The organism is Paenibacillus sp. FSL k6-2145, assembly GCF_037976585.1.
In the GTDB taxonomy this organism is placed as follows: Bacteria; Bacillota; Bacilli; order Paenibacillales; family Paenibacillaceae; genus Paenibacillus.
The window spans coordinates 4,374,282-4,400,552 of sequence record NZ_CP150267.1 but is presented as its reverse complement, the minus strand read 5'-3'; the positions used below and the strand labels follow the sequence as shown (position 1 = coordinate 4,400,552).

General features: G+C 45.9%; 26 protein-coding genes and 1 other RNA gene. 7 read left to right on the top strand and 20 right to left on the bottom strand.

Annotated features, from left to right (window positions below; translation table 11 throughout):
• Window positions 1–7: 7 nt before the first annotated feature.
• The 4 genes from NZ043_RS19640 to NZ043_RS19625 all read right to left on the bottom strand — a co-directional run bounded on the left by NZ043_RS19640 (window position 8) and on the right by NZ043_RS19625 (window position 4,812).
• Window positions 8–1,048, bottom strand: a complete 1,041-nt coding sequence (locus NZ043_RS19640) for a hypothetical protein (protein WP_133384246.1) — start codon at window positions 1,046–1,048, stop codon at window positions 8–10.
• Window positions 1,049–1,145: 97 nt separating this feature from the next.
• On the bottom strand, window positions 1,146–1,949 hold the full coding sequence (locus NZ043_RS19635; RefSeq protein ID WP_249911822.1) for a Cof-type HAD-IIB family hydrolase: 804 nt from the start codon (window positions 1,947–1,949) through the stop codon (window positions 1,146–1,148).
• Between the two features lie 422 nt (window positions 1,950–2,371).
• A complete protein-coding gene (locus NZ043_RS19630; protein WP_339309088.1) occupies window positions 2,372–3,118 on the bottom strand; it encodes a pseudouridine synthase in 747 nt (248 codons plus the stop codon).
• Complete coding sequence (locus tag NZ043_RS19625; protein ID WP_339309087.1) at window positions 3,115–4,812, bottom strand: RsmB/NOP family class I SAM-dependent RNA methyltransferase; 1,698 nt, start codon at window positions 4,810–4,812, stop codon at window positions 3,115–3,117. Before NZ043_RS19625 ends, NZ043_RS19630 begins: the two co-directional genes overlap by 4 nt.
• A 221-nt stretch (window positions 4,813–5,033) precedes the next feature.
• Here NZ043_RS19625 and NZ043_RS19620 point away from each other — a divergent pair, with 221 nt between their 5' ends.
• Complete coding sequence (locus NZ043_RS19620; protein ID WP_036609632.1) at window positions 5,034–5,582, top strand: thioredoxin family protein; 549 nt, start codon at window positions 5,034–5,036, stop codon at window positions 5,580–5,582.
• Between the two features lie 216 nt (window positions 5,583–5,798).
• Here NZ043_RS19620 and NZ043_RS19615 read toward each other — a convergent pair whose 3' ends face one another.
• The 3 genes from NZ043_RS19615 to NZ043_RS19605 all read right to left on the bottom strand — a co-directional run bounded on the left by NZ043_RS19615 (window position 5,799) and on the right by NZ043_RS19605 (window position 8,315).
• Entirely contained in the window at window positions 5,799–6,281 is a 483-nt protein-coding gene (locus NZ043_RS19615) for a DUF309 domain-containing protein (protein WP_091032181.1), read from the bottom strand.
• Entirely contained in the window at window positions 6,268–7,083 is an 816-nt protein-coding gene (locus NZ043_RS19610) for a GTP pyrophosphokinase family protein (RefSeq protein WP_091032183.1), read from the bottom strand. Before NZ043_RS19610 ends, NZ043_RS19615 begins: the two co-directional genes overlap by 14 nt.
• 134 nt (window positions 7,084–7,217) lie before the next feature.
• A complete protein-coding gene (locus tag NZ043_RS19605) occupies window positions 7,218–8,315 on the bottom strand; it encodes a quinone-dependent dihydroorotate dehydrogenase (RefSeq protein WP_133384241.1) in 1,098 nt (365 codons plus the stop codon).
• Between the two features lie 255 nt (window positions 8,316–8,570).
• Between NZ043_RS19605 and NZ043_RS19600 the strand changes: the two genes are divergently transcribed.
• On the top strand, window positions 8,571–8,708 hold the full coding sequence (locus tag NZ043_RS19600) for a hypothetical protein (RefSeq protein ID WP_017689367.1): 138 nt from the start codon (window positions 8,571–8,573) through the stop codon (window positions 8,706–8,708).
• Between the two features lie 42 nt (window positions 8,709–8,750).
• On the opposite strand, the gene NZ043_RS19595 is transcribed toward NZ043_RS19600, so the two are convergent.
• The 3 genes from NZ043_RS19595 to NZ043_RS19585 all read right to left on the bottom strand — a co-directional run bounded on the left by NZ043_RS19595 (window position 8,751) and on the right by NZ043_RS19585 (window position 12,073).
• Complete coding sequence (locus NZ043_RS19595) at window positions 8,751–10,193, bottom strand: L,D-transpeptidase family protein (protein ID WP_133384240.1); 1,443 nt, start codon at window positions 10,191–10,193, stop codon at window positions 8,751–8,753.
• A 218-nt stretch (window positions 10,194–10,411) separates the two neighbouring features.
• Window positions 10,412–10,654 carry a ferredoxin gene (locus tag NZ043_RS19590; RefSeq protein ID WP_091032191.1) on the bottom strand — a complete coding sequence of 81 codons (243 nt, stop codon included), beginning with the start codon at window positions 10,652–10,654 and terminating at the stop codon, window positions 10,412–10,414.
• A 117-nt stretch (window positions 10,655–10,771) separates the two neighbouring features.
• Window positions 10,772–12,073 carry a DNA polymerase IV gene (locus tag NZ043_RS19585; protein ID WP_036670145.1) on the bottom strand — a complete coding sequence of 434 codons (1,302 nt, stop codon included), beginning with the start codon at window positions 12,071–12,073 and terminating at the stop codon, window positions 10,772–10,774.
• 530 nt (window positions 12,074–12,603) lie between these two features.
• Between NZ043_RS19585 and cimA the strand changes: the two genes are divergently transcribed.
• A complete protein-coding gene (gene cimA / locus NZ043_RS19580) occupies window positions 12,604–14,223 on the top strand; it encodes a citramalate synthase (RefSeq protein WP_100529309.1) in 1,620 nt (539 codons plus the stop codon).
• Between the two features lie 120 nt (window positions 14,224–14,343).
• Here the strand turns inward: cimA and NZ043_RS19575 are convergent, their stop codons facing one another.
• Window positions 14,344–14,895, bottom strand: a complete 552-nt coding sequence (locus NZ043_RS19575; RefSeq protein WP_091032198.1) for a TlpA disulfide reductase family protein — start codon at window positions 14,893–14,895, stop codon at window positions 14,344–14,346.
• Window positions 14,896–15,121: 226 nt separating this feature from the next.
• On the opposite strand from NZ043_RS19575, the gene NZ043_RS19570 reads away from it, so the two are divergent.
• On the top strand, window positions 15,122–15,613 hold the full coding sequence (locus tag NZ043_RS19570; protein WP_133384239.1) for a M67 family metallopeptidase: 492 nt from the start codon (window positions 15,122–15,124) through the stop codon (window positions 15,611–15,613).
• On the opposite strand, the gene NZ043_RS19565 is transcribed toward NZ043_RS19570, so the two are convergent.
• The 3 genes from NZ043_RS19565 to NZ043_RS19555 are packed head-to-tail and all read right to left on the bottom strand — an operon-like array spanning window position 15,599 to window position 18,860.
• A complete protein-coding gene (locus tag NZ043_RS19565) occupies window positions 15,599–16,336 on the bottom strand; it encodes an exonuclease domain-containing protein (protein ID WP_091032202.1) in 738 nt (245 codons plus the stop codon). The genes NZ043_RS19570 and NZ043_RS19565 overlap by 15 nt on opposite strands.
• Entirely contained in the window at window positions 16,333–17,421 is a 1,089-nt protein-coding gene (locus NZ043_RS19560) for a DUF294 nucleotidyltransferase-like domain-containing protein (RefSeq protein WP_133384238.1), read from the bottom strand. The genes NZ043_RS19565 and NZ043_RS19560 overlap by 4 nt, the downstream gene beginning before the upstream one ends.
• 38 nt (window positions 17,422–17,459) lie before the next feature.
• Window positions 17,460–18,860, bottom strand: coding sequence for an ammonium transporter (locus NZ043_RS19555; protein ID WP_036609643.1), 1,401 nt, complete (start codon window positions 18,858–18,860; stop codon window positions 17,460–17,462).
• Between the two features lie 352 nt (window positions 18,861–19,212).
• Here NZ043_RS19555 and NZ043_RS19550 point away from each other — a divergent pair, with 352 nt between their 5' ends.
• Together NZ043_RS19550 and NZ043_RS19545 are read left to right on the top strand one after the other, a co-directional pair.
• The gene (locus tag NZ043_RS19550; RefSeq protein ID WP_017689377.1) at window positions 19,213–19,641 is read left to right on the top strand and encodes a MerR family transcriptional regulator; all 429 of its coding nucleotides are present in this window, start codon (window positions 19,213–19,215) and stop codon (window positions 19,639–19,641) included.
• Between the two features lie 28 nt (window positions 19,642–19,669).
• Window positions 19,670–20,350, top strand: a complete 681-nt coding sequence (locus NZ043_RS19545) for a zinc metallopeptidase (RefSeq protein WP_036609646.1) — start codon at window positions 19,670–19,672, stop codon at window positions 20,348–20,350.
• 67 nt (window positions 20,351–20,417) lie between these two features.
• On the opposite strand, the gene NZ043_RS19540 is transcribed toward NZ043_RS19545, so the two are convergent.
• On the bottom strand, window positions 20,418–21,329 hold the full coding sequence (locus tag NZ043_RS19540) for a LysR family transcriptional regulator (protein ID WP_062833647.1): 912 nt from the start codon (window positions 21,327–21,329) through the stop codon (window positions 20,418–20,420).
• Window positions 21,330–21,398: 69 nt separating this feature from the next.
• Complete coding sequence (locus tag NZ043_RS19535; protein ID WP_036609651.1) at window positions 21,399–22,025, bottom strand: rhomboid family intramembrane serine protease; 627 nt, start codon at window positions 22,023–22,025, stop codon at window positions 21,399–21,401.
• A gap of 148 nt (window positions 22,026–22,173) precedes the next feature.
• Here NZ043_RS19535 and tpx point away from each other — a divergent pair, with 148 nt between their 5' ends.
• Window positions 22,174–22,692 (top strand): thiol peroxidase, encoded by a 519-nt coding sequence (gene tpx / locus NZ043_RS19530; protein WP_036609653.1) that lies wholly within the window; start codon window positions 22,174–22,176, stop codon window positions 22,690–22,692.
• A 72-nt stretch (window positions 22,693–22,764) separates the two neighbouring features.
• Here the strand turns inward: tpx and NZ043_RS19525 are convergent, their stop codons facing one another.
• The 4 genes from NZ043_RS19525 to NZ043_RS19510 form a co-directional block, all read right to left on the bottom strand.
• The gene (locus tag NZ043_RS19525; protein ID WP_017689382.1) at window positions 22,765–23,157 is read right to left on the bottom strand and encodes a DUF1499 domain-containing protein; all 393 of its coding nucleotides are present in this window, start codon (window positions 23,155–23,157) and stop codon (window positions 22,765–22,767) included.
• A 181-nt stretch (window positions 23,158–23,338) separates the two neighbouring features.
• A non-coding RNA gene (ssrS, locus tag NZ043_RS19520) (6S RNA) lies at window positions 23,339–23,530 on the bottom strand.
• 51 nt (window positions 23,531–23,581) lie between these two features.
• Window positions 23,582–24,394 (bottom strand): DUF624 domain-containing protein, encoded by an 813-nt coding sequence (locus tag NZ043_RS19515; protein ID WP_017689383.1) that lies wholly within the window; start codon window positions 24,392–24,394, stop codon window positions 23,582–23,584.
• 217 nt (window positions 24,395–24,611) lie between these two features.
• Entirely contained in the window at window positions 24,612–26,207 is a 1,596-nt protein-coding gene (locus tag NZ043_RS19510; protein WP_339309086.1) for a DEAD/DEAH box helicase, read from the bottom strand.
• Window positions 26,208–26,271 lie beyond the last annotated feature (64 nt).

Genomic DNA, 26,271 nt, shown 5'->3' with positions numbered 1-26,271 from the left:
TTGCCCTTTACCCATCTATTCTGGCTTCATCAATAATCTGATTTCGATACAACATCGTCAGGTGCAAGGTATCAAACTCCATTTCCTTGTCCAACTCCTGCATCAACACTTCGACTAGACTCTTTCGCTGAATGCTGGTACCAGGAACCTCGTAATCAATGTATCCCGTCAGATCGGAATGAGAAGTGTCTATTGTTGCTGTTCCCACAGGCAATCCACCTCGCTCCTGAAGAAACAGCTCATATACTCGGAACTCCCGATCCTTACGCTTCAGCATGACATAACATGTTTCTTCAGCAGCTTCCAGCTCATCCAGACCCGATTCATCGGTATCCTCAAACTCCTCGGAGAAATCGCGATGTACCCACTCTAGCGTCTCAAGTTCGTTGCCCTGATGCCACATGCGGATCGTAATCGTATCGATGATATCTTCATCCAGCTCTCTGACCAGCAACTCTGCCGCAGCTTCCAATTGATTCTCTTCCGGCTCGTCATACCAGTGTATTTCACCTTGTACATCAGCGCCATATTGTTTCAAGGAAGCTTCTGCAAGTTCCTGCCCTTCGACATCATTGAATATATACGTCGATATACTGCGTCCCGCGCTTACCATTTCCATCTCCAGAACCTGATCCCGATCTTCATATGTAAACGATTCGGCTTGTGAAACAGGAATTACCTTACTTTCACTGGTGTCTATATCGTCATAGCTGCCTTCGTCATGATTCATATCTTCAGACGGCCATGTGTTCTCTGACTCAGGCTTATGGAGAACGGAATGTAATGAGCCACAACTAACCAGCACTTCATAATATGCAGCTTCCAACGCGTCTGCAAGAGATCGGACATAGGCATGCACTTTTTCCACGATACGTTCCTCTGTACCATCTGGCAGAGACTCCTGCTCGATCTGAAGACACCCTGATAAACGATCTCCTTCTCTGTACACAAGGAAAAGTGAGCCTGCATATTGACCATTAACCATCACGTCCTGTACTTCTCCACCTGATGTCCGCAGGTCTGCAACCAATTCCACATCATAATTCATCACGTGTCCTCCTCCATTCCTAACGTTATTCTCTTAGGATGCCCCTGAGGACGGTAGATTATGAGGGAAGCGTGCATTTTAAGTATAAGATGTAGGGTTAGACGGATAACACATATTTTTGGATTGCGTGTGCCACACCCTGCTCGTTATTGGAGAGTGTAACCTCGTCCGCAGCAGCTTTCACCTCTTCCGGTGAGTTATCCATGGCAATGCCTTTGCCAGCAAAGGTCAGCATCGTAATATCATTGAAGTAGTTACCAATCGCCATAATCTCCGAAGGCATAATTCCTTTCGATTCGGCAAGCCTTTTCAGTGCAGCGCCTTTGGACGCTTCGGGATGCATCAGATCAATAAAAAAGTCACCACTCCGTGTCATATAATAAGGCAGATTCCAGGTAGACCATTCCTGAAGCACTGCATCCATCTGTTCAATCGGACCAAATGCAGTGAATTTCGCCAGCGGTTCTGTCATGTCAACCCACTTGGGTAACTTCAGTGGCTCTGCCATAAAGTTGTAATACATCTCACGCACCTGCAAACCCAAACCTTCCGGTTGATCCACATACAGACCAAATGCTGTATTGATATCAAAATGTACTCCATTGGTTCGACAGTAGGATATGATTGGCTCCAGTCCTTGTCCATCTAATGCAAAATGATGAACCACTTCACGGGTATCGACTTGCGCAGTAACGGCGCCATTATGTGTAATCACATATCCATCCAGTCCCATCTGCTCCATAAAAGGAATCGTGTTGGCAGGACCTCTACCCGAACACAGAACGATCTCTGCTCCCTGACGGGAAGCTTGGATCAAGGTCTCCTGAGTCCATTCGGTAAGTTCATGATGATCATTCAGCAATGTTCCATCTACATCAAGTGCAATTAATTTATAAGTCATTCTGGCTTCATCCTCATCTGTTAGTAGTCGCACCCACCCAAACCCTCCCTTCCGAGGGAGGGCCCCAGAGGGCTCTGCCCTCTGGACTCCCGTCTTGCTCACCGGTGTTAGGTCGGGTCTTGCTATGTCACGGTTGGCGTAGGAACGCTTATTGCCGGGCACACCGCTGGTTAGCGGCGCTCCCGCCCAAGCTTAACCGGGACCATTACGGGCAGGGCTTCGCTCTCTGCCCGGCTCCCTGCTTCACTTCGTGAAGGTCGGGAGCTTTCTCGCCTGCGGCGTTTAGTATCGGGGCTTCGCTTCCCTCCACGACTCCCTGCTCCGCTTCGCGAAGGACAGGAGCTTTCTCGCCTTCGGCGTTAGTATCGGGGCTTCGCTTCCCTCCACGACTCCCTGCTCCGCTTCGCGAAGGTCGGGAGCTTTTACTTCCGCAGAAGGTTCATCTCGTCTGCGGTTAGTTCACGATAGCTTCCGATAGCAAGATCGGAAGCTAGTTCCAGCTCACCCATGGCAACGCGTTTCAGATAGATCACACGCTTGCCTACCGCCTGAAACATACGTTTTACCTGGTGAAACTTCCCTTCGTGAATAATAAGCGAGATTGACGAAATCGTGCCTTCTTCCGTTTCTTCCTGACCAAGTATAGTCAGTTCGGCCGGCAGCGTCTCGTATCCGTCATCCAATTGAATGCCCGCCTTGAAACGTTGCACATCTGCTTCATCCACGTTTCCCAGCACACGGGCTTCATAGGTTTTGGGCACATGCTTGCGTGGAGATAACAGATCATGAGCAAGTGGACCATCATTTGTGAGAATGAGCAGTCCTTCCGTATCCTTATCCAGTCGTCCCACAGGAAAAGGATTGAACACCCGATCCTCTTTGCGTAGCAGATCCAGTACCGTCTTATCTCTGTTGTCCTCGGTAGCAGACACAACACCCGGAGGTTTATGCAGCATCAGATAGATCATCTCCCGATACACAATCCGCTCGCCATCGGCTTCAATGACGTTGACCTCGGGATTCACCTGTACACCACTGTCTTTCACCGCTTTGCCGTCCACATGGATTCTGCCTTGTTTCACCATCTTTTTGAGTTCACTTCGTGTTCCCACACCCATATGGCTTAATATTTTGTCCAGACGTAGCGTTTGTTTGCCTTTTCCACTCATACCGATGTCCACCTCCAGCCTGCCGGATATTCATTCTTCAGCACACCATCCAGCCATTTTCCCCAGCCAGCGGCATAACCATCTACACATACAAGAACGTACCCTTTGGCAAACGTATCCGCCTTGAGCACCACTCGTTTTTCTTCAATATTTAACGTTTCACCCTTGAGGTACCTCACGGCTTCGCCATCAGCGGACGACAGATTTACGCTACGCCGTGCTTCAGATGCATTCAGAGCACATGCAAGCGGGTGGGACGGAACAAATCGTCCATTCTTGATCGTGCCCATAAACCAGCCTGGACGAATGACTTTCAGTCCCTCCAACCGAGCTGCACCAACCGAGGATTGATACACACGATCTCCATAACATACCGTTTCTCCAGTTAACTCAATCTCCATTTGTTCTTTCATAAATGAAGTGTAGATCGCAACCGAATCAATACTTGCTGGATCAGTTCCGCGTCCCTGACCCCGTTCCGATTTACGTCCACCGTGATCTTTACCTTTTTTGCTCTGTCTACCCGAATTCTTGCCGCCACCAGCCTGTCTGTCATGGGACTCTCGGGATTCAATTCGCAATAAACGTTCCTTTTTGCGATCAGCCTTGGTCATAGCAATTGAAGAAGCAGCAATAGAGTGATCATTGTTCCCCTCTACTTCAATCCTGGACACATCCACGACCTGTCCATACTCCATTGCTCCTTCTTTAACTACTCCAGGTTGATCTGTTTCTATTCCTTGCCCTGCACGATGCTGCAACACAGCGACATAATGTCCCTCGCCTTCCAAAAGGTGAGGCCACAATCTTGCGGTGCCACGCGTTTGCCCCAGTACAGCTTCCGTCTCATCCGCCTTCTCAGGCATCATCTGACGAACCCATTCCGGACGTCCTGGAGCAAATCCTGTCTCTTCAGGAATGTCACTTATTACGAAATCACTGTTTACATTCAGGAACTCCGCAATCATCGCTTCGTTCTCCTCCGGCGCAAAAGTACATGTCGAATATACGATGGTTCCTCCCGGGGCTAGCAATCGTGCCGCAGTTTCAAGAATATCGCGCTGCATGAGCACACATTTTTCCACCGAATGATGTTCCCACGATTTCACCATGTCTTCATCCTTGCGGAACATGCCTTCACCTGAACAAGGCGCATCAATTAATACTTTGTCAAAATAATGAGGAAATGCATTTGCGATCCGCTCGGGCGACTCATTCAAAACAACGGCGTTACGCACCCCGTACAATTCCACGTTCTTGGCCAGCGCTTTTGTGCGTTCAGCATGGATATCGTTCGTGACAAGTACACCCTTTCCTTGCAGCTTTGCAGCAATCTGTGTCGTTTTTCCTCCCGGAGCAGCACACAGATCAAGCACGCGGTCTCCAGGCTCCACCTGCAATAATTCAACTGGAGCCATTGCACTTGGTTCCTGTATATAATACAGACCTGCATGATAATAAGGGTGCAACCCCGGTTTAACACCATGAGGTACATAGAATCCTGTCTCACACCACGGAATAGGTCTTAGGTCAAACGGAGCGATCTCATCGAATTGTTCCATCGATATTTTTAACGTATTCACTCTCAGTCCCGCATGAGGAGACTGTTCATAAGATTTCATAAATTGTTCAAACTCATCACCCAGCAAACTTTTCATTCGCTCAGCAAATATCAAAGGTAACTTTACACCCATATTCCCACTCATCCTGTCTTGGTAAGATTGCAATATCGTTTTATTTTATCATATCCAAGCTTTGCTTTCCTATCATATCGTATCTATTCCACTACAGCGTGTAATGTAGTATAATGGCAAGTAGATTGATTCCTGAGCAAAAATTCGGGTGTTTATGCATATTATCCCAACCTTTATTTTTGCCCAAACTATATTTCGATATGATCGATGGGGGATGTCCAATGAAATCCAAGAAGAAAAAGAAAAGTGCTGCGATCCTTATATTCCTGGGTATTTTAATCATTATGATTGCAGCACTGGTTGTCGTAGACCAGCAATCCAAGAAACAGATGGATTCAGTGGAAAATGCTTATGGAATCGCTGCTTCCAAGCTTAATCCAGCTACACGGGAGCTACTTAGTGATCCCAACTATCAACAAATTATTGTACCCACTGATCTCAAAGCCAAAATCGATAACAAAGACAGCTTTTTTGTTTATTTCTTTGCTTCCGACTGCTCGCATTGCCGTGCAACAACACCTCAGTTGATGCCACTGGTTGACAGTGAAGGTATTGAGCTTCCGCAGTTCAATCTGCGTGAATTCGAAGCAGGATGGACCGATTACAATATCGAGTTCACGCCTACACTCGTCTATTATGAGGCTGGTGTCGAGAAAGACCGTATGGTTGGCGGACTGAAAGAGAATGGCAGTGACCAAGGCTACACACTGGATGATTACAAACAATTTTTCCAAAAATATAAAGGTAGTGCCGCTCCTTCAGCAAGCTAACTGATAGATCAGTTTCCACAAGTATCTACAATCAGGCACTTGTATCACCAGACGCAGTTGTTGAAGGACAGGCTGTGCCACCTGCAATCATCTGGATATGACGCAACATTCAAAAACACCCCGATCTTTCCCTTTACAGGAATCGTCGGGGTGTTTCATATACATGGAACTTCACATCCATGGGATGCTCATTTGGATGTTAACGCTAATAACAGCTTAACTTTTACCCTGATCCATCGCCTTCATCTTCTCTTCGTATATTCGCCCTCTGGTAGGACTCCGGCGTTGCGGAATATTAGGTTTTAGCTCAAGCGATCTTCTAGATATCTCCTGTTCTAAGACCTCATCAACAATTCGTATGGACAAATCCCTGTAAGTCACAGACTGAATATCTGATTGGGACAGTTCCTTCACGATTTCCTGTACATCCCGTACCAAAGTCCCAAGGTCAATGCCCAGAATCGTAGCAGGATAAGGTTCCAGAAGATCAAGTGAGCTCTGTAACATCATCGTTCCTCCGCGGAGATTGCCATTCCTGAAGTGGTATAAACCAACCGCAATTTGCAACAACCCTTTATAGAGAGAATCCCGGTTCCGTTCAAGCCACAATTCTTCCAGCACCTCATGGCACTCGAAATAATCCTGATCCCGATTGAAGTAGATTAAGTAGTCAATGTACAGTGGCTCATAGATGCTCATCCGGGTTTTCGCCCTTTCTGGCGTTGTTCAGAAGTTTCTTCACGTCATCCAGCAAGTCTTTGAGCCCTTCCATATCATGCCGTTCCCAGTAATCGTTAAATCGCTTCTGTGCTTCAATCGCTTCACTGACAAGGTGGTAGAAGTATAATTGATGAATGATATTCAATGTTCTTGAGACGATATTGGAATCATCCTCAAATGCCTTCTGCGCCTCCAAAATCTGTAGACGAATTGCAGACATCTCATTATCCAGTACAAAAGCGGCCTCAGCTGTTTTTTTCAGCCTGGCTCGCATGTCATCCGGTAAGCTCTCCCGAAATTTGTAACTCAGAGAATGTTCAATGGTAGCCCAGAAATTCATGGCAAGTGTCCGGATCTGAATCTCGGCTAATACGATCTTTTGTCCCAGAGCCGTCTGAACGGGATACTCAATAATCATATGGAAGCTGCGATAGCCGCTCTCTTTGAAATTCGTAATATAATCTTTCTCAATGAGTACCGTGAGATCCTTGCGGCCTCGAATGTATTCGGCAACCCGACGGATATCGTCTACGAATTGGCACATGATACGGATACCTGCAATATCCTCAATGCCTGTCTCCACGTCATCAAGCGACACATTCAGTCGTCTGGATTTCTCCAGAATACTGGATATTTTTTTGACACGACCGGTAACGAATTCAATCGGGGCATACTCTTCCCGTTTTTTCAGCTCCGCCCGCATTGTCTTAAACTTGACTTTTAATTCCTCTACCGCTTGTTCATAAGGAAGTAAAAATGTACCCCAGTCTCTACCGTCCATGCTTATGCCTCCTGTCTCTATAGCGTCCCCTGTTCTATTCCATTATACATGATGTTTGGTGGGGGGAAGAGTCCCGAACCATTTTACGCTCTTCCATGCTTCTATATTTTCAATCCGGGGATCCACATTCCTTCTTAACGATGCTCCGCACCAACCGCTTCAGAGATATGACGATAACCGTCCTTGCGCAGTAACTCACGCAGTCCGGCATGAATGCGCCGATTCACCTCAGGTCCTTCGTAGATTAATGCTGTATATATTTCGACCAGACTTGCTCCGGCTTTAATTTTCTCGTAAGCATCCTCACTTGTGAAAATACCACCTGAACCGATGATCGGAAGTTTGCCTTCAGTCTGACGATAGATCTGGCGAATAATCTCCGTAGAACGCTCACGCAGAGGTTTACCGCTCAGACCGCCAGTCTCTTTTGCATGTTGGTGGGAAAGTCCTGTACGACTGATGGTTGTGTTCGTTGCAATAATGCCAGCAACACCGCTGTCTGCAATTGTGCGAACCATATATTCAAGTTCCTGATCATTCACATCCGGTGCGATCTTCACCAGAACGGATTTGGTCGCTCCGCCCGCTCGTGCATGTTGCACGTTCATCTCGTTCATAACCGCAGCGAGCAGTTCCTTCAATTCATTCCCATGTTGCAGATTACGCAAATCCGGTGTATTTGGTGAACTGATATTAACCACGAACAGATCAGCATAATCGTATAGTGCCTGAATGCACTTCGAATAGTCCAGGTGAGCTTCCTCATTAGACGTTGCCTTATTCTTGCCGATGTTAACAGCCACTGGAATACGCCGATCCTGTAGACGTGAAAGTTCTCCTGCCATCGCTTCCGCACCCAGATTGTTGAAGCCCATCCGGTTCACCAAAGCCTCATCTGGAGGCAAACGGAACAGCCGTGGTTGATCGTTACCTGGTTGTGCAAGTGGCGTCACGGTTCCCACTTCCATGAATCCAAATCCGATGGAAGAAAAGCCCGTTACGGCCTGTCCGTTTTTGTCCAGACCCGCAGCCAGACCAACAGGTGTAGGGAAATGACACCCAAACATGTCAACAGCCAGATCAGACGTTTCACGAACGCCGTACATCACTCGCAGTCCGGAAGGAACCGGACGGATGCTGCCCATGCCACTAAGGCCGCCAATAATCAGATGATGGGCCTGTTCAGGGTCCATTTTGAACAACAAAGGTTTAGCAAGACTTCTGTATAACAAATCACTCACTCCGTTCTGTTCCGGTACGCCAAAAAGCCGTTTTCCGTCTTTTCATATGTAAAAAAACACTCTACACACAAGTCTATCTGTTTCTTATTAAAAAGGAAAGTAGTTTGCGCATAGACAGCACAAATCGAATAATACAAAATGCTCACAAGAAATCCACCCGCCCACTGGAAATGACGAGTTGAATTCTTTACAATGAGAGCATGGTTACTCTACACTAGTTCTATTCCAAATAAGGAGGAATAACTCATGGCTCCCAAACGTAAACCACCTGCATTACAGCAAAAGAAAGAAGAAGTGAATCGCAAAGCCATTGCATGGACTGCAGCCAGTGTAGGCGGCTTGATCATCATCATTGGTGCTCTTATCATTATTGCCAACATGTAGATGATTCAGGCTGAATCCATCTGATTCTACATATCAAACAGATCAATTCAGCCAGTGATACGTTTTGTTCGGATTATTCTGCTTTGGAACAAGCGTATGCTGATAACGCTGCTTTGCTTCTGGAACAAGCGTCAGATCTGGCAGTACATCTTCTCCAATACGTACCGGAGTGCCTTGCGGAGCAAGAGCGAATAACTCTTCTACATCTCCTGTACGCATTCTCACACATCCAAGGGACTCATCCAGTCCGATACTGTCTGGCTTGTTGGTCCCATGGATGGCATAATTTGTATTCGAGAGCTGCATACCCCTGCTTCCAAACTCACCGTTCGAGCGCCCATTCGGATTGACCACTTTATCTGTAATGACAAATGAACCTTCCGGTGTTCGATCACCGCCAAGTCCCACATCATACATACGAACAATGGTATCCCCACTGATTAATGCAAGTTTATGTATATCCTTATCAATGACAATCTCCAGCGGTTCCTGCAAAAAAGGCTGACCTCCCAGCGTATCTGCAAAAGCGGCATTTTTGCCTTGAGCCGAATTCGAAGTCGTTGAACCATTCTCTTTACCACTCGAATCGTTCTTTCCTTCCTGTGCCTTTCCTTGATGCAAAGCTAGCAGCTTCGGAAACATCTCAGTCATCCCTGGCGCAGTCTCGCCCAGAATATTATTCGGAAATGGCTGAGCCATTTGCGTTACACTCTTGGGCCAAGCGTCATTTTTTTTGCGATAGGCAACGATTGCACTTGATAATGATGCAGCGGCTTCCTGCTTGGCGGTCCACGCCAAGGCCATCTTTTTGATTTTCGGCGTAACTTCAGGAGGTTCACAGTTACATTGCTTGGCATCATAACTCTGTGCAGTTAATTTACCGCTTGTATTAGTTTGTACTATGTATTTCACAGGCATATTTCGTTTCCATAAAGACCAGTCATCCGAGGTTTGCATACCCAGTACAGCCGAAGTCTCTACTTTTGGGCCAGACCCGGACCAGGCAGCTGCGAGAGCAGCCTCGCCATGGTTGCCTCCACCAAATGCCGCAGCGGTGAACACATTGCTTGGCGCAATGGATGCAGTTCCAACCTGTTTATCCGCTTCTACAGGCGCTTCGATGTCATCTGTGGATTCCAGTGCTGCTGACAGTGCGTCGGCCGCTTCACGACTGAAACCCGGAGCGTCCGCAGGTGGCAGACCTGCCAGCACAAGCAGCATGAACAGCGTAAGCCACATTTTGCGTCTACGTTGTTTTTTCTCTTTTTGCTCAGACATCTCCACCAATTTCTCCTGATAGTCCACCCAGATGTCAGCAGGAGCTTTACTGCGTTCAAATGCCTCGTAAACCTCGCCCGCTTGCTGAAAACAATAATTGGCTTTGGCCTCCTGTCCTTCGCCCAAGTACTCCTTTCCAAGCAAGTACCAAGCCATTTTATTGTCTGGATGTTTCTTGACATATGTTCTTAGATGAGTATTTTGCATCCGATCCTCCACTATTCACCTTTTTCCGTATATCATTATATATCGGCATAACCAGGCGTTGAATCCATAGGACTTGAGTACCCGGTGGAAAAAAGGGTTTTCGACAATAATCGTCCTTGATCCACAGGTCATAAGATCACAGTAAAATGAAAACAAAAAAAGCACCTTCCCTTGTCGTAAAGACAAAAGAAAGTGCTCTGTGTTCATGCAAGAAATACTTAACCCTCTTTATTGAAAGGCTCATCCGCTACTTTGATTGAATCTGTAGGGCAGCCATCGCATGCATCCTGCATATCGTCAAACAAGTCGTCTGGAATAGCTTTGATACCATGGTTAGCATCGCCGTCAAAGATAACTTCTGCCAAACCTTCATCATCGTAATCGTAGATGTCAGGAGCCGTTGCTCCACAAGCGCCACATGCGATGCATGTGTCTTTTTCAACCCAAGTATATTTACTCATTTACATTCTCTCCTCCTAAAATTCGAAACGTACAGTGTTTTTATCTAGAAACATATTAATACAAAGTAAGGATAATTACAAATCATTTTGCAACCACAAGTCTCTATTATCCCTTATTTAATCAAGACTTTGCAAGTTATCTTTTTGCAGGGAAGTACCGCGCACTTTATGATTACGAAGCAGCACGGAAGGATCGTCTCCAAGCATACCTGCGGTCACAACAGCATTCTCACCAAATTTATCACGTAACTGATCCATAATCCGAATCAGATTGTCCTTCTTGGGCTTCTGCTCATATTCGAACAAGTCCATCTGTACAGCGGATTCCTCTCTTGGAATCAGGTTCTGAAGTGTCACACCGAGCATGCGTACAGGCTTGCCACTACCCCAATGCTTCTCAAATAGTTTACAGGCCTCACGGTAAATGACCGTTGCATCCTCCGTAGGAACTTCCATTAGACGTGATCGGGTGATTGTCTTCATATCCGGTGTGCGGATCGTAATCTGAATCCCCTGGCTGAACATTTCGTGCTTGCGCAACCTTCTGGCTACCTGATCACTTATATTGAGGAATACCCGATGAATCTCATTCATATCCGATACATCCGCCGGTAAAGTGGTTGTATGCCCAATGGATTTATTGGCTTCCCGTTCCGCGTGAACTGCGGAATGGTTAATGCCATTCGCAGAATTTTTGAGCCATGCTCCATTAACTCCAAATAGTTCGGTCAACATGTTCTCATCCGACTTGGCCAATTGACCAATCGTTTCAATGCCCAGTTTTTTCAGCTTTTCAGCCGTTTTTTTGCCAATGCCAAACATCTCGTTGCATGGTCTGTGCCAAAGAATCCGGGGTACGTCCCTCATGCGTAAAATGGAGATACCGTTCGGTTTTTTCAGATCCGAAGCCATTTTCGCCAATAATTTGTTGGGTGCAATGCCAATGGAACATGGCAGCCCCAATTCATCCTTGATTCTACGCTGAATGCTCTCCGCAATCTCCATTGGATTCCCGAATTGCCTTGAACCTGTAATATCAAGATAACATTCATCAATGGATGTTGCCTCAAGTTGAGGGGTATAACTATACGCAATCTGCATGAAAGCTCTTGAATATTGACGATATAAATGAAAATCAGGACGAATCACAATGAGATCAGGGCACTTTTTCATGGCTTGGTGGACAACCATACCTGTTGAGATGCCTCGATTACGAGCGGCATATGAGCAGGTTACAATTACACCCTTTCGCAGTTCACTGCTGCCCGCAACGGCCGTTGCTTTTCCTCTATATAAATCTGGTTCCTCGGCTTCATGTACAGAGCAGTAGAAAGCATTCATATCGACATGCAGAATCACCCGTCCGGCTGTAGGGTAGTATTGATCCACATTCGCTGGAGGATTGCCGTCTGAAGACATCATGAACCCCCGCCCTTTCTTGCACACTAATTAATGAAACGAATTTCTTTCTTCTATAGTATATCAAACCCGTTATGTTAATTCAGTCACGAACATTTATTTTCTGCGAGAACTGATCAGAGACCGAATAATTAACCAGCCTACACTCACAAAAAGGATCAATGTGATCAGCGCAATAACCGTATTTTCCCATACAAAACTCAAAATCAACCCTCCTTTTCTTCCATATATTCCAATTAAAACTCAATAATAAATTATAACACACATCCGGATTATCATTAACATCCTTCTTTTTGCTCTAAAATCCGTTAATTGTTACATGAAACTGCGATTTCTATGTAGCATTTGGCTATAATGGTGCTATAATAATTAATTATACAAATTGACGACTTTAGGACAAATCAGCGCACCCAATTTAACACAGTGTAGCGTTGCCGAATCGAAGGATTCGTCCACTAACGTACTTAACAGCTTTCCCAACTTACAATCCAATCTTTTAAAAGAGCGCTTTATCTCAAAGGAGGATCTTCATGTCAAAGGCCATTTCCATCTTCGATACGACTTTACGTGACGGCACACAAGGGGAGGGTGTCAGCTTATCGGCAGACGACAAACTCAAAATTGCCAAGAAGCTTGATGACCTGGGTGTCCATTATATTGAAGGCGGAATTCCCGGCAGCAATACCAAGGACATTGAGTTTTTCAAAAGAGTCAAGGAATTAAACCTGAACGCAAAGGTTGTTGCTTTTGGCAGTACCCGCCGTAAAGGCAGCGTTGCTAGTGAAGACGCCAACCTGAAGCGCATGATCGAATCTGGTGCTCAGGCTGCAACGCTGGTCGGTAAATCATGGGACTTCCATGTGCATACCGCTTTGCAGACTACATTGGAAGAAAACTTGTCCATGATCTATGATTCCATCGCCTATCTGAAACAAAATGGTATGGAAGTGATCTTTGATGCAGAACACTTCTTTGACGGATTCAAACATAACCCGGAGTATGCTCAAGCGGTCTTGACCAAGGCTCACGAAGCTGGAGCGGACTGGCTCGTCATGTGTGATACCAACGGCGGGACCATGCCAAACGAGGTACATGAGATCGTATCCACACTGCATAGAAGCCTGCCTCATGCACATCTCGGCATCCATACACATAATGATTGTGAACTGGCTGTAGCCAACACACTCAGCGCTGTACAAGCCGGAGCCCGTCAGGTTCAAGGAACAATGAACGGTTATGGAGAGCGTTGCGGTAACGCCAATCTCGCGTCCATCATCCCGAACCTGCAACTGAAACTTGGCTATGAATGTGTTACTGAGGATTCCATGAGACAACTTACAAACGTGGCTCGTTATGTTAGCGAGATTGCCAATGTAAATATGCCGATTAATCAGCCTTATGTCGGCAATGCTGCTTTTGCTCACAAAGGTGGAATTCACGTCTCTGCCATCCTGCGGGATTCCCGTACCTATGAACACATCGTGCCTGAACTGGTTGGTAACAAACAACGTGTGCTGGTCTCGGAACTTGCCGGACAAAGTAACATTGTATCCAAAGCTCAGGAACTGGGGCTTGAGTTCGATCCAAGCAGTGCCAATTCACGTCAGATTATTGAGAAAATTAAAGACCTGGAGCATCAGGGTTACCAGTTCGAAGGTGCAGATGCTTCGCTTGAATTGTTAATTCGTGAAGCGAACGGTGACATGAAAGAATTGTTCACTTTTGAATCATTCAAAATGCTTGTAGAGAAAACGGCGGGAAAATCTGTTGTTTCCGAAGCTTTTGTCAAAGTGAATATCGCTGGAACAAGCGCTTATACCGCTGCTGAGGGCAATGGTCCGGTTAACGCACTCGATAATGCGCTTCGGAAAGCGCTGGTGCAATACTTCCCTTCACTTGCCAATATGCATCTGTCAGACTACAAAGTGCGTGTACTGGATGAGAAAGATGCCACAGCCGCCAAAGTTCGTGTATTGATCGAATCCAAAAATACGGAAAATACATGGAACACAGTTGGTGTATCCGAGAACGTAATTGAAGCAAGTTGGGAAGCTCTTGTACACAGTTTCCGCTATGCTTTGCTTCAAGAAAAATTGCAGGATGAGCCGGGCACACTCCCTATTCCTGCTCATGGGATAAGTAATCATTAAAGTGTATGTTCAAAAAAGGCTTTTTTTGAACAGGCTCTTAAAGCTTATTTCCCGGAAAATAAAAAGGAAGCCTCTGCACCCATGATTCATGGATGCAAAGGCTTCTTTCTTTGCAGAAAATTAATTCGCAATTAACTTTTCAATCTTACGCTCCAACTCTTTTTCGGGCAGTATGCCCAGAACAATCTCCTGTATAACTCCTCTGGAGTCAATCAGAACATTCGTTGGAAAAGCCACCCCATTGTATTGAGCATACACAGTCCCCTTCTCATCCAAGGGAATAGGGAATGTCAGTTGGTACTCATCCACAAAAGCTTTGGCATCTTTGAGTTTATCGTATGACGTTACATTAACCCCATACATGTCAAGCTTATCCTTGTATTTCGCAGCCATTCTGTTCAGCTCTGGAGCTTCCTGCTTACACGGCTCACACCAGGATGCCCAGAAACTGACGAACGTGGCCTTATCTTTGGCACCGCCCACACTGTACGTCTTTCCATCCATTGCTGTCAGAGAAAAAGCAGGTGCCAGAAGACCCGCACGTGGTCCCGTCTCTGTAGGCATCGGTTCTTCCTGCTTAAAGACGGCTGCAATGCCGTCACCCGCATTCTGGGCCAGTGCAATACCAACCAGCAAGACAACACCAAGGAGTATGTATATGTTTCGTTTCATAACCCGCCACCCTTTTATATAATTAGCATATTGAAACTGAAACCGTAATTTCTGCACATGCTAAGTGTTTATCACGCTCTATCACAGTTCACCAGAACATGATTGCCAAATGTTCTCTTTATTATTGTACCCTTTTCCTTTAAAATTTTACAATCCGGATTACAGAAAATAAAATGAAAAAGGACTCCTGCCTAAGCAGGAGCCAAAGAGAGAGGGGTGAATACAAATGGCAGCACTTCACGGGCAGCAAAACGTCTTTTACATCCCTTCTTCCGTAGAACAAGAGATGTCAAAGCACATGTTCCTTTCGCTGCCGCAAGAAGCCTGCGGGGTTATGCTGGGTGAAACCGCAGCGGGCGGTATACGAATCAGTCGGTTTCAGCCCATTCGTAACGTAGCACCTGACCCGCTGCACCATTTTACTCTGGATGATGCCGAATGGATTCGGTGCGTATTCTCCGAGCCCAAGCTCATTGGTATCTTCCATTCTCATCCGCAGACCAGGCCTGTTCCTTCCTTAGAGGACTTGCAAGCTCTTCCGGCCTTCGCCAGTTTGCTTCAGATGTACCTCATCGGCTCACCCGACCTAACAAGCGGGTTGCGATCTCATATGCATCTGAACGGTTATCTGATTGAACCCTCGAAGAAACCGCAAGATCCGGCACACCGCGTTGCGCCTTCATACAATCTGCTTCCCGTTCCGTTATGCGTGACTTAGCTGGGTATACAAATCACCCAAGGTCTCCACATTTTTACGCATCATGTCCTCCAAATAACAGGACCATAATTGTGCAGTCATTTTGGAATCTTCCAGTGCATGGTGACGCCCATAGATCGGAATGCCTCTGGATTCCAGCAATTCATCCAGACCATATCCCGGCCTGCTCGGTTCAAGCCAGCGGGCCAACATCATCGTATCGATTAAACGATGTGTCAGCCTTACCTTTGAAGTCCGCCACAGAGCCGCATTCAGAAAAGCTCGGTCATGCGCACTTGCGTGTGCAATCAGAACATTTCCACCTACAAAAGACATGAAATCATGCAGCCCTTCCAGCAAAGTTGGTGCGTCCAGCGTCATCTCCTGCGTAATACCTGTAAGTTCAGTAATATGTTCCGGAACCGCAGTCTTGGACTGCACCACCGTATAGAACTGTTCTCCTTCCAGTACCACACCACCATGTATACGGACCGCACCAAATGAGATAATCTCATCCCCATGCTGGGGCGAAAAACCCGTCGTTTCCAGATCAAATACAACTGCGTCCAGCTCATTTAGAGGCGTATGCAGAACCTCAGGTCTGCGCTGTTCTCTCATCATAGAGCGGATAAACGCCATGTGTTGCGCCGTAGGGGCTCCCATAATGGAAGCGATGGCGGAAGGAACCCCTCCCTGACGCAGCGAATTCCAGAATCCTGTATTGCCCCTTGCCGGCTCTCTCATGGACGTCTCCTTTCTGCAAAACGCAACTGTCTTTGCAAAGCACGATGCACTCGTCGTACCAACCCGAGCGTATCCCTGAGCTCATAATGAATCTGCTTTTGTTTCATCTGTTTCTCATCCAGGAACCCACTGCTATGTTGCAAATCCCCTTGGATGACAACCGGTGTACTTCTGCGAAACTTCAAAGCGGCTAAGAAGGCCCGCTGGCATGCATCCAGTAATGTAAATGGAACAGCTTCAAGTGAAGTCAGTCTCTCCATTCTTTTTAACGTCGATGACTCCTTGATCCCATGTTGCAAAGCCAAATAACGGGCACTGTTCACCAGCGGAATGTACAAACCATACTTAACATCAAATCCGCCTGCATGTTCACCAAATCGTTCTGTGACCACACGTCCAAGTACATTTAATGTAGCTTTATGTTTAACCGTATTGCGAAGAACTGCATCCGAAAGTTCAGGAACCAGTCTGAACTGTTCATAAAAACTCGTGATCCATTCCTCCGCCAGACTTTGCTCACCTGCAACAAAACGCATGTCTGAAGCAATAATGAGATTACGAACGGGCTCCCAATTCAGATCCGAGCTCCAATCTGCTAATTGATGCTTCCATGACGCCAGCGTTTTTCTCCAGAGTGGCTCAGAGCACATGACTTTGCCTTCGCATTTGGCGTAACCAAGCTCTTCCAACATATCCGTCATTCGCTGTCCGAGCTGAGCAAAATATTCCTCTTTACCTTCATGCGGAGTATCGCTAATGATCATGCCATTATCCTGATCACTCCATAACGTTGCTTCTTCCCTGCCGGAACTGCCAAATACGATAAAGGCATAGGGGACGGGAGGTTGGCCGAAGCCTTCCTCAACCATCCCCTGAATGCATAACTCTACTGCTTTCCGTGCAATCCGGTCATGCAGTTCATTTACCGTTTGGTACCACTCGATCGGCGACAAGGAAGCGGACAACAATTCCTGGAGCTCGTTCTGTAATATCACACGTGCCTGGCGCAGTTCTTGAGAAGACACCGCACCATCGATTCCCTGATAAGACCAGGAATAGTTTGTATACGAGATGGGTTCCATCATGTCCAGCCTCCTTGAAGCATGATTCAGCATCATTCACCTCAGGAGCTGAACGTACCACCATTGGATTTAGAATCTACATTTTTCATTTGTTCAGGGTATCCGTAAGTACCGTGCTCACTGATATCCAGACCCATTGTTTCTTCTTCTTCAGTAACACGGATGCCCATGATTGCTTTCATTCCGCCCAGAATAATGAAGGACATTACCAGTACGAAGGCAAAAGCACCTGCCAGACCGAGAAGCTGTACGCCCAATTGGTGGAATCCACCGCCATAGAACAGACCCGCTTGACCTACACCAGCATTCTCGGCAAGTTCAGGAGTAGCGAACAAGCCCGTGGAGATCGCACCCCACATACCCGCAATACCATGCACGGAGAAAGCGTAGATTGGATCGTCAATTCCTTTACGATCGAAGTACTGTGCTGTGAAGAATGTGATGATACCCGCCAGAGCACCGATAACCAGCGCTGCCCAAGGTTCAACGAATGCACATGCTCCTGTAATTGCAACGAGTGCCGCAAGCACACCGTTTAACATGCTAGGAATATCAGACTTACCAAGTACTGCCCATGAGATCAACAGCGCAGCAACACCACCGGCTGCAGCAGCTACGTTAGTAGTTAATGCAACATAACCGAAGAATCCATCCCCCATGGCAGATAATGTACTACCTGGGTTGAATCCGAACCAACCGATCCAGAGGATAATAACCCCGAGTACGGAATACACTTGGTTGTGACCTGGAATGATGTTAGGTTTGCCGTCTTTGTTATATTTACCAATACGTGGTTTCAACAAGATGGTCGCTACCAATGCTGCAGTCGCACCAGTCAAGTGAACAACCGTCGATCCTGCAAAGTCTTGCATACCCAGCTCAGCCAACCAGCCGCCGCCCCATACCCAGTGAGCAACAACCGGATACATGATAATGGTATAAAGAGTACCGAAAACAATATATACGCTCATCTTTGCACGTTCAGCCATACCACCGCAGGCAATGGCCAGAGATACCGCCGCAAAGGCGAGGTGGAATACGAATTTAATAGTCAGTGGAACATCGGAGAAAGCCAGTGATTCGAAGGAAGCAGCCATCTTGTCACCACTCAGGAAGAACCCTGTTGTTCCAAAGAAGCTGTTACCATTACCGAAACCAAGACCGAAACCCAAAGCCCAGAAGGCAATAACTGAAATTCCTAATGTCAGGATGGTCTTACCCGCAATGTGTCCTGCATTCTTCATTCGTGTTGAACCCGCTTCGAGTAAAGCAAATCCCCCTTGCATCAAGAACACCAGTACAACAGCCAGAAACGTAAAGGCTGAGTTCAAACCACTTTGAAGTTCAATGTTAGTCGGACCCTCCGCAGCCGCAAATGCGCTGACCGGAAAAGCGAACAAAGTAAGCATTACTAACATGGAAACTAACCATTTCTTTCTCATATACCCCACTCCCTCTTATGTTAAGTTTCTTCACATAACGTGAAACTCTTAATGTCATTATAAGCAGAAGAGAGGAAAGTTGACAAGAGTATTTTCATCAAAACTGAAAATTATTTCTGGGAATAAAGTCATACGTCTTTTTCTTGCACTTAAGTACATAATCACATTCTATGAGCACATAGATATAGAAATGCAGTATGCTGATTGCCAAAGCATAACGTTTGACTGTACGGTTAAAGATCATGTATCATACTTATTAGTAAGAAAAATTGGGCGTAGTCTAGAAATTCACAAGTGGAAACTACAATTCCCTACATTTGAACTTGCAAGCGAGGTGAATATCATTGGGGATATGAAACTTTTTCGGATTGGCGAACTTGCCAAGACCGCTGGTGTTAGTGAACGGACGATTGATTATTACACAAAGCTTGGACTAATCGCTCCCGAAGAACGTACACAAAAAAATTATCGTCTCTATAGTAATGAAACTTTAACGAGGCTTGAACGTATTGTACAGATGAAACAAGAGAAGTATAGTCTCGACGAGATTAAGCAATCTCTTGAGAAGTGGCGTCTGGTTAGTACAGAAGAACAAGTTGCCAGCAAACTGACAACGTTGGAGCTTCATGTACAACAACTTGAGCGAGAGGTTAACGAACTCAAACCGCTACTTGGAGAGATGAAACCTGTACAAGCACGTAAAATGATGGCAGGACTCCTCACCAAAAGTGCCGGTACAATGGAGGCACTAAAAATCTTGCTTGAGAACACCATGATGTAGCTTATTTTTAGAAAGCGGAGGAATGAATATGAGTTTTAATAACGGTATGTTCGTATTGATCATTATCGCCTTTTTGCTCTCTTTATGGGCGCAATTTCGCGTTAAAGGTACGTTTAGACGTTGGTCGGAGGTACCGAACCAGAACGGAATGACTGGTTACGATGCCGCTCGCCAGATGCTTGATGCTAACGGCCTGCACGATGTTCCAATTGAACCTGTACGCGGCACGCTCTCTGATCACTATGATCCGATCAATCGGGTTGTACGTTTATCAGAACCAGTATATTATGAAAACTCAATCTCAGCTGTTTCGGTAGCGTGTCACGAAGTTGGCCACGCCATTCAGCATAAAGAAAGTTATCCGATGCTGGCACTGCGTCACCGGATCTTCCCAATTGTGAACTTTGCATCCGGATTAGCTCCATTCCTGTTGATTGCAGGATTCATCTTCAATGCCATGAACCTTGTAGGTATCGGTATCATCTTCTTCTCCGTAACTGTAGCATTCCAACTCATCACTTTACCGGTTGAGTTCAATGCAAGTAATCGCGCTAGAGAGATTATGGTATCCGAAGGGTACATTCGTAATGAAGAAGAAAAAGGTGTTGCAAAAGTTCTGAATGCCGCAGCCTTGACTTATGTTGCTGCAGCGTTGATCTCACTGCTTGAGTTGATTCGTTACATCGGAATCTTCAACAGCCGCGATTAATCAGATACCTAATACAACAACAACAACAAAAAAAAAAAAAAAAAAAAAAAAAAACAATACCCCACCGTTAATCGGATGGGGTATTGTTTTGTTGTAAACCAAAATAATGAAGCAAAAATGAACGAAAGGACTGGGCAACCAGCGGCAGCTTGTCATCCGCACGGTGAATTAACCCAATGGTCCGTGTTACTTTGGGATGAGAGATGGCCACATGTGCCGGTTGCAACGGGTTCGTCTGGAATAACGCCATCTCAGGCAGCAGACTGACCCCCATGCCCGCAGCAACCAATCCGCGGATAGTGTCGGTCTCTTCCCCTTCAAAAGCAATCTTGGGTGTAAAACCAGCTTCCAGACAGGCATGCCACACAATAGGACGAAGAGAATAACCTTTGCTAAACAATACAAATTTATCATCCTTGAGCTGTTCAAGCGCAATTGTCTCTTCACCAGCTAACGGGTGATTGGGGGGAAGGATGGCGTGTAATTCTTCCGTAAGTACAATATCACCATCTACTTGATCATGCTTCTCTGGAAAAGGAGAAATAAATGCCAAGTCTACCTCACCCGATAATACATCACGAATCAGTGTAGGGAACATCCCCTGCTTAAATCTGAATTTCACGTTGGGGTAGCGCTGACGGAAAGCAGCCACCACGGAAGGAATGAGATGAATCCCCAGGCTATGCGGAAATCCAATTCGAATCTCCCCATGCTCCGGGTCCAGAAACTCATGAACTTCCCCGACTGCCTTGTCCAAATCTTTCAAGATACCTTCAATTCGTTTGCAAAAAAGCTGCCCTACTGCAGTCAACTGCAGATTTCGCCCCTTTTGCATAAAAAGATCCACGCCCAGTTCTTCTTCCAGCTGATGAATCTGACGACTCACCGCCGACTGTGCCACATGCAACTCTTCAGCAGCCTGTGTTACATGTTCCTTCTGTGCCACTTTCAAAAAGTAATGCAACTGTCTTAATTCCACTCGCCTGATCGCTCCAATCTGTTATACCCTACTTATCCTTGATTGCATTCCATCTTGAGAACGTTCTGACTACCGCTTTAAGCTACGGGGTTTCCACAACCTGATCAACAGTCCGTAAATAAAGAATCCACCCAACAATCCTCCGAGGTGAGCCATCCAATTGATGCCTGACATGGCGAAGGAGAATATGATTCCGAACAAAAGCAACGTGTACATCGTTTTGCGAGAAGCCTCGTCCATCATCGTTCGCTGGAACAGTGCTACATACAGGAATGCACCATAGACGGCATAGATCGCTCCTGAAGCCCCTACCGAGATGGTAATACTCCCAACCGAGTTGTACCACGCAACAGCAAGAATATTACCCAATACACCGCCACCCAGGTACAATACACCATACCTTACCGACCCGAGCAACCGCTCCATCGGTGGTGCAAATACGATTAACGCAAAGCTGTTAAACAATAAATGACTGAAGCCCGCATGCAGGAACATGGATGTAATGTAACGCCACCATTCATGTGCGAACAGTTCATGATTCGTGAGTGCCCCAAATTTCAGCAGCACCATATTGTTCGTTGATCCACCGTTCACCGTTAACACAATAAACATGACTACATTGGCAATTAAAAAAAGCGACGTCAAAGGGAAATACTTCAAATAACCTTTCCAGTTCTCATAGCGAATAAATATCATAAATTTCTTCTTTCACTCCACCCTGTTCAGATCGGACTTACATCTCTGATCCATCGTAATGGTACATGCCCGAATTGGACAATGCCTTTCATAAAAGATTATAATGGATTTTGGCACGGATCACCAATTTATAAGGAGGAACATTATTATGACACAAGAACGTACAGGCGCAGCCACATTTAAAGGCAACCCTATTACATTGATCGGACCCGAACTGAAAGTGGGCGATCAAGCACCTGATTTTACACTGAGCAAGAACCTGGTTGAGGATGCTTCCCTGAAAGACTTCGCAGGCAAAATCAAATTAATCAGCGTTGTTCCTTCCCTGGATACTGGCGTATGCGATGCGCAAACTCGTCGTTTCAACGTGGAAGCTGGAGAACTCGGAGACAATGTTGTTGTCTTGACAGTCAGCGTTGATCTTCCGTTCGCTCAGGCCCGTTGGTGCGGAGCAGCTGGTGTTGACCGCGTAGTTACATTGTCAGACTACAAAACACGTTCTTTCGGTGAAGACTACGGCGTTCTGATCAAAGAATTCCAACTCGACATGCGCTCCATTTTTGTTTTGGATGCCGAAGACCGGATTACATATGTGGAGTATTTGCCTGAAATGACAGACTCCCCTAACTTCGAACAAGCAATTGCTGCTGTAAAAGCTTTGCTGTAGAAGTTATCATACGTTCAGAACAAAAGCGAGGAAGGTTAACCTTCACTCGCTTTTTGTTATTTATCATCTATTTCAATCATTTGCTTTATACTTGCTTAGCTTTTTATCGAGTACAGAGAATAAATTCATAATCGTGCGATAATTGGAACCCAAGTCTCCAAGTGAACCACGTGAAGCTGAATACATATCCACCGCACTACGAACAGGACTTACCGAGATAATGGAAACTGTAATATCCATCGTCCGTCCAAAGGTAGTCCGCTTCTCCAGAATAACTTCTCCAACAGAAGGCACTTCATGCAGCACTTTATAACCCGGAATCTTTTTGAGTGTCGAAGAGACCTCTTCCCAGGCTCTGTCTTTGGATAAGTTATAATACCGTGTTTTTAATTTGGGATCCTTGGCTCGATCGCTGGTCCCCTCCATGCTGCGGATGATACCGACGAGCGTTCTCTTTAAGGTCAAGACCCTTCCTCCTTTGAATGTAACCGTTCCATTTATGTATCTTAGTGTAACATTGTTCAAGTAGTAACAAAAGGGCAAGCATCATATTTATCGTAAAACCAATCAAAAACATTCATTACAACTTAAAAACACCCTGAAATTCCTTCTGAAGAGGGAAAGTCAGGGTGCTGTACATAAGATTTAGGAACCCGCCTATGCCGTCCGGCTACATTGTCTTATGAACCTGCTTGGCAGGTGGGTGACCGCAAAAATGCTTTTTGAAGTCCCCATGTCGTATAGACAGGGCTTTTCAGCAACATTCTGTGTTGATCTCCCGAAGACATCATCATTGGTTCAAAACAACGAATAACCGAAACGTACATCGCAGGATGTACAATTATTATATCCCTAACTGTGTAAAAAGTAAATGGCGATCCATCATGTTTTATTTTTGCAATGTAATGTTTTTGTCGTCTGATGGCTCAGATGTTTCACCATTCTCTGCTGATTGTTCAGCCAGCGCGGCAGCTTCCTCTTCTTCCTTCTTCAGCTGCATCTTCTCCATCTGCTCCTGCATCTTGTTGAAGGTTGCGTAGAAGTTAAAGAAAGCGAACCAAGCAATGATACTGATAATGAAGAAAACGAACAAGACCGGATAACGGAAACCGATGTAGAACAACAATCCGCTTCCCAGCAATGTGGAAAATACACGGAATGGTCTGATCAGCGTAAGCAATACCGCGTTTTTGATAATGAGTCCGATGGACATATGATAGTGTACAACCATCGAGAAAAAGTTAAAGAGTGATACAAATAACAAGAGAAGCAGTACTAACATGATGATTCCCACGAGCTGCATATTGCGGAACTGCGTCATGTACACTGTATAATCCAAATACATAATCGCGAACAGCAGTGTGTAAAAAATGCCCCCAATTAAACTTTGCTTGTAGTTTTCCTTGTAACCTACAAAGAAAGTACGGAAGATCGGTACATCCGTATCGCCCATATTCCATTTACGAACAACCGTAAACAGCGCCGAAGTCGCCGGGAACAGTGTAAGCGGTGCCACAATAGCTATAGCCCAGTTCATTTGCAATGATTCGTTTGCGAGGTTCTGCTGCATCACGAGCAGTTTCATAATCAAGAAAAACAAGAACGGAGACGAACAAATAGCCCACAACAGATTGGTTGCGGCCAGTCTCGTAATCCACTCTGTAAGCCGGTAGATCCCACCCATAGCTCCTTTAAATTCCAAACATTTCTCCTCCTCTGCAGCCTTGCGTATTACCTGAAGTCTAATATTAATATACCTTATTATAGATAGGAAAAGCCAGTACTTCCCGAAAAGAGATCGTCATTGTCCTTAACTAGCGCTTCTAGCCGCTTCTGGCAGTGAAATAAATGATGCAGTAATTTTGAAAATAAAAAAATGGAGCAGTTGCCCGCTCCATTTTTCAGATTATACGTTTATATTACTCGAAAGAAGAATCTTTCGCTGGACGACGCCCTTCGTTACTGCTTGGACGCGGTTTGCGGTCACGGTTGTAACCACCTTCTCTGCTTCCACCGCCAGTGCTGCTGCCGCTGTTACGATCACGGTTGTAACCGCCACGTCCGCCACCACTACTGTTGCGATCACGGTTGTAGCCACCACCACTGCCGCCGCTACCACTGCTGCGGTTACCGCTGTAGCCAGATGGTTTACGTCCGCCAGAGCGAACATCCGGTTTGCGACGTTTCGCACGGATTGGATCTTCAGGAGTCAGGTCAACTTGAGCGTCTTTTTTGTCACCTGTCAGGAGCTTCAGAGCAGCCGACAACAGTTGAACAGAATCATATTGCTCAAGCATTTGAATCGCGATACCTTTATATTCGTTCAGTTCGCCCGATTGTACGATTTCCAGCAAACGCTCTGCTGTCAAACGTTGTTTTCCTTCAACCGCTTCTGCCATTGTTGGCAGTGGTTTACGTGGAATACGGTGACGTGTTACACGCTCAATGAAGTGCAAGTGATCAATCTCACGCGGTGTAACGAAGGACCAAGCAGCACCCTCTTTACCCGCACGACCTGTACGACCGATACGGTGAACATAACTCTCCGGATCTTGCGGAAGGTCAAAGTTAACAACGTGAGTTACACCAGATACGTCGAGACCACGTGCAGCCACGTCTGTTGCAACGAGTACGTCAATGCTGCCGTCACGGAACTTACGCATTACCGCATCACGTTGATTCTGGGACAAGTCACCATGAAGACCGTCTGCAGAATATCCACGTTTTTGCAAAGCTTCAGCCAATTCGTCAACACGACGTTTTGTACGTCCGAATACGATCGCCAGTTCAGGAGATTCCATATCCAACAAACGGCTTAATGCTTCGAATTTTTGACGCTCAGGTACTTCGATATAGGATTGGTCAATCAATGGTGCACTAACATGTTTCGGAATCACAGAAATGTGTTCAGGATTGTTCAAGAATTGTTGTGCCAATTTTTGAATGTTAGGAGGCATTGTTGCTGAGAACAGCATGGTTTGACGCTCGTCTGGAACTTGTTTCAGGATGGATTGGATATCCTCCATGAAACCCATGTCGAGCATTTCATCTGCTTCATCCAGTACAACAGTTTGTACATCATCTAGTTTGATTGTTTTGCGGTTGATGTGGTCAAGGAGACGTCCAGGTGTACCAATGATGATCTGTGGTTTTCTTTTCAGTGCACGGATTTGACGCACGATATCTTGTCCGCCGTAGATTGGCAGGGAGCGAAGACCTTTGAAGCGAGTGAGTTTTTCGATCTCTTCAGCAACTTGAATGGCAAGTTCACGTGTAGGTGCCATAATAAGGGCGCGGATTTTCTCATCACTTTTTGTGATTTTGCTGATCAACGGAATACCGAATGCAGCTGTTTTACCCGTACCTGTTTGAGCTTGACCAATCAAATCTCTGCCTTCGAGTGCCAAAGGAATCGCTTTGGATTGGATCGGTGTTGCTTCTTCAAACCCGAGCTCAGTGATGGCTTGCAGCACCAGTGGTTCAAGATTGAAATCTGTAAAGTTTAAATTTGTCAAAATTATTCATGCTCCTTTTATATGGTGGACATGGTGGACAATCCACTTTGTTGTCTGTATTCTT

Excerpts from the sequence above, each read along its gene's own strand:
- NZ043_RS19575 (WP_091032198.1), bottom strand. The coding sequence starts at position 14,895 with ATGAAACGAAACATATACATACTCCTTGGTGTTGTCTTGCTGGTTGGT.
- NZ043_RS19590 (WP_091032191.1), bottom strand. The coding sequence starts at position 10,654 with ATGAGTAAATATACTTGGGTTGAAAAAGACACATGCATCGCATGTGGC.
- NZ043_RS19610 (WP_091032183.1), bottom strand. The coding sequence starts at position 7,083 with ATGGACGGTAGAGACTGGGGTACATTTTTACTTCCTTATGAACAAGCG.
- NZ043_RS19535 (WP_036609651.1), bottom strand. The coding sequence starts at position 22,025 with ATGATATTTATTCGCTATGAGAACTGGAAAGGTTATTTGAAGTATTTC.
- NZ043_RS19565 (WP_091032202.1), bottom strand. The coding sequence starts at position 16,336 with ATGAGAGAGCCGGCAAGGGGCAATACAGGATTCTGGAATTCGCTGCGT.
- NZ043_RS19595 (WP_133384240.1), bottom strand. The coding sequence starts at position 10,193 with ATGCAAAATACTCATCTAAGAACATATGTCAAGAAACATCCAGACAAT.
- NZ043_RS19615 (WP_091032181.1), bottom strand. The coding sequence starts at position 6,281 with ATGAGCATCTATGAGCCACTGTACATTGACTACTTAATCTACTTCAAT.
- NZ043_RS19570 (WP_133384239.1), top strand. The coding sequence starts at position 15,122 with ATGGCAGCACTTCACGGGCAGCAAAACGTCTTTTACATCCCTTCTTCC.
- NZ043_RS19585 (WP_036670145.1), bottom strand. The coding sequence starts at position 12,073 with ATGTCTTCAGACGGCAATCCTCCAGCGAATGTGGATCAATACTACCCT.
- NZ043_RS19545 (WP_036609646.1), top strand. The coding sequence starts at position 19,670 with ATGAGTTTTAATAACGGTATGTTCGTATTGATCATTATCGCCTTTTTG.
- NZ043_RS19635 (WP_249911822.1), bottom strand. The coding sequence starts at position 1,949 with ATGACTTATAAATTAATTGCACTTGATGTAGATGGAACATTGCTGAAT.
- NZ043_RS19625 (WP_339309087.1), bottom strand. The coding sequence starts at position 4,812 with ATGGGTGTAAAGTTACCTTTGATATTTGCTGAGCGAATGAAAAGTTTG.
- cimA (WP_100529309.1), top strand. The coding sequence starts at position 12,604 with ATGTCAAAGGCCATTTCCATCTTCGATACGACTTTACGTGACGGCACA.
- tpx (WP_036609653.1), top strand. The coding sequence starts at position 22,174 with ATGACACAAGAACGTACAGGCGCAGCCACATTTAAAGGCAACCCTATT.
- NZ043_RS19630 (WP_339309088.1), bottom strand. The coding sequence starts at position 3,118 with ATGAGTGGAAAAGGCAAACAAACGCTACGTCTGGACAAAATATTAAGC.
- NZ043_RS19560 (WP_133384238.1), bottom strand. The coding sequence starts at position 17,421 with ATGATGGAACCCATCTCGTATACAAACTATTCCTGGTCTTATCAGGGA.
- NZ043_RS19640 (WP_133384246.1), bottom strand. The coding sequence starts at position 1,048 with ATGAATTATGATGTGGAATTGGTTGCAGACCTGCGGACATCAGGTGGA.
- NZ043_RS19600 (WP_017689367.1), top strand. The coding sequence starts at position 8,571 with ATGGCTCCCAAACGTAAACCACCTGCATTACAGCAAAAGAAAGAAGAA.
- NZ043_RS19555 (WP_036609643.1), bottom strand. The coding sequence starts at position 18,860 with ATGAGAAAGAAATGGTTAGTTTCCATGTTAGTAATGCTTACTTTGTTC.
- NZ043_RS19550 (WP_017689377.1), top strand. The coding sequence starts at position 19,213 with ATGAAACTTTTTCGGATTGGCGAACTTGCCAAGACCGCTGGTGTTAGT.
- NZ043_RS19620 (WP_036609632.1), top strand. The coding sequence starts at position 5,034 with ATGAAATCCAAGAAGAAAAAGAAAAGTGCTGCGATCCTTATATTCCTG.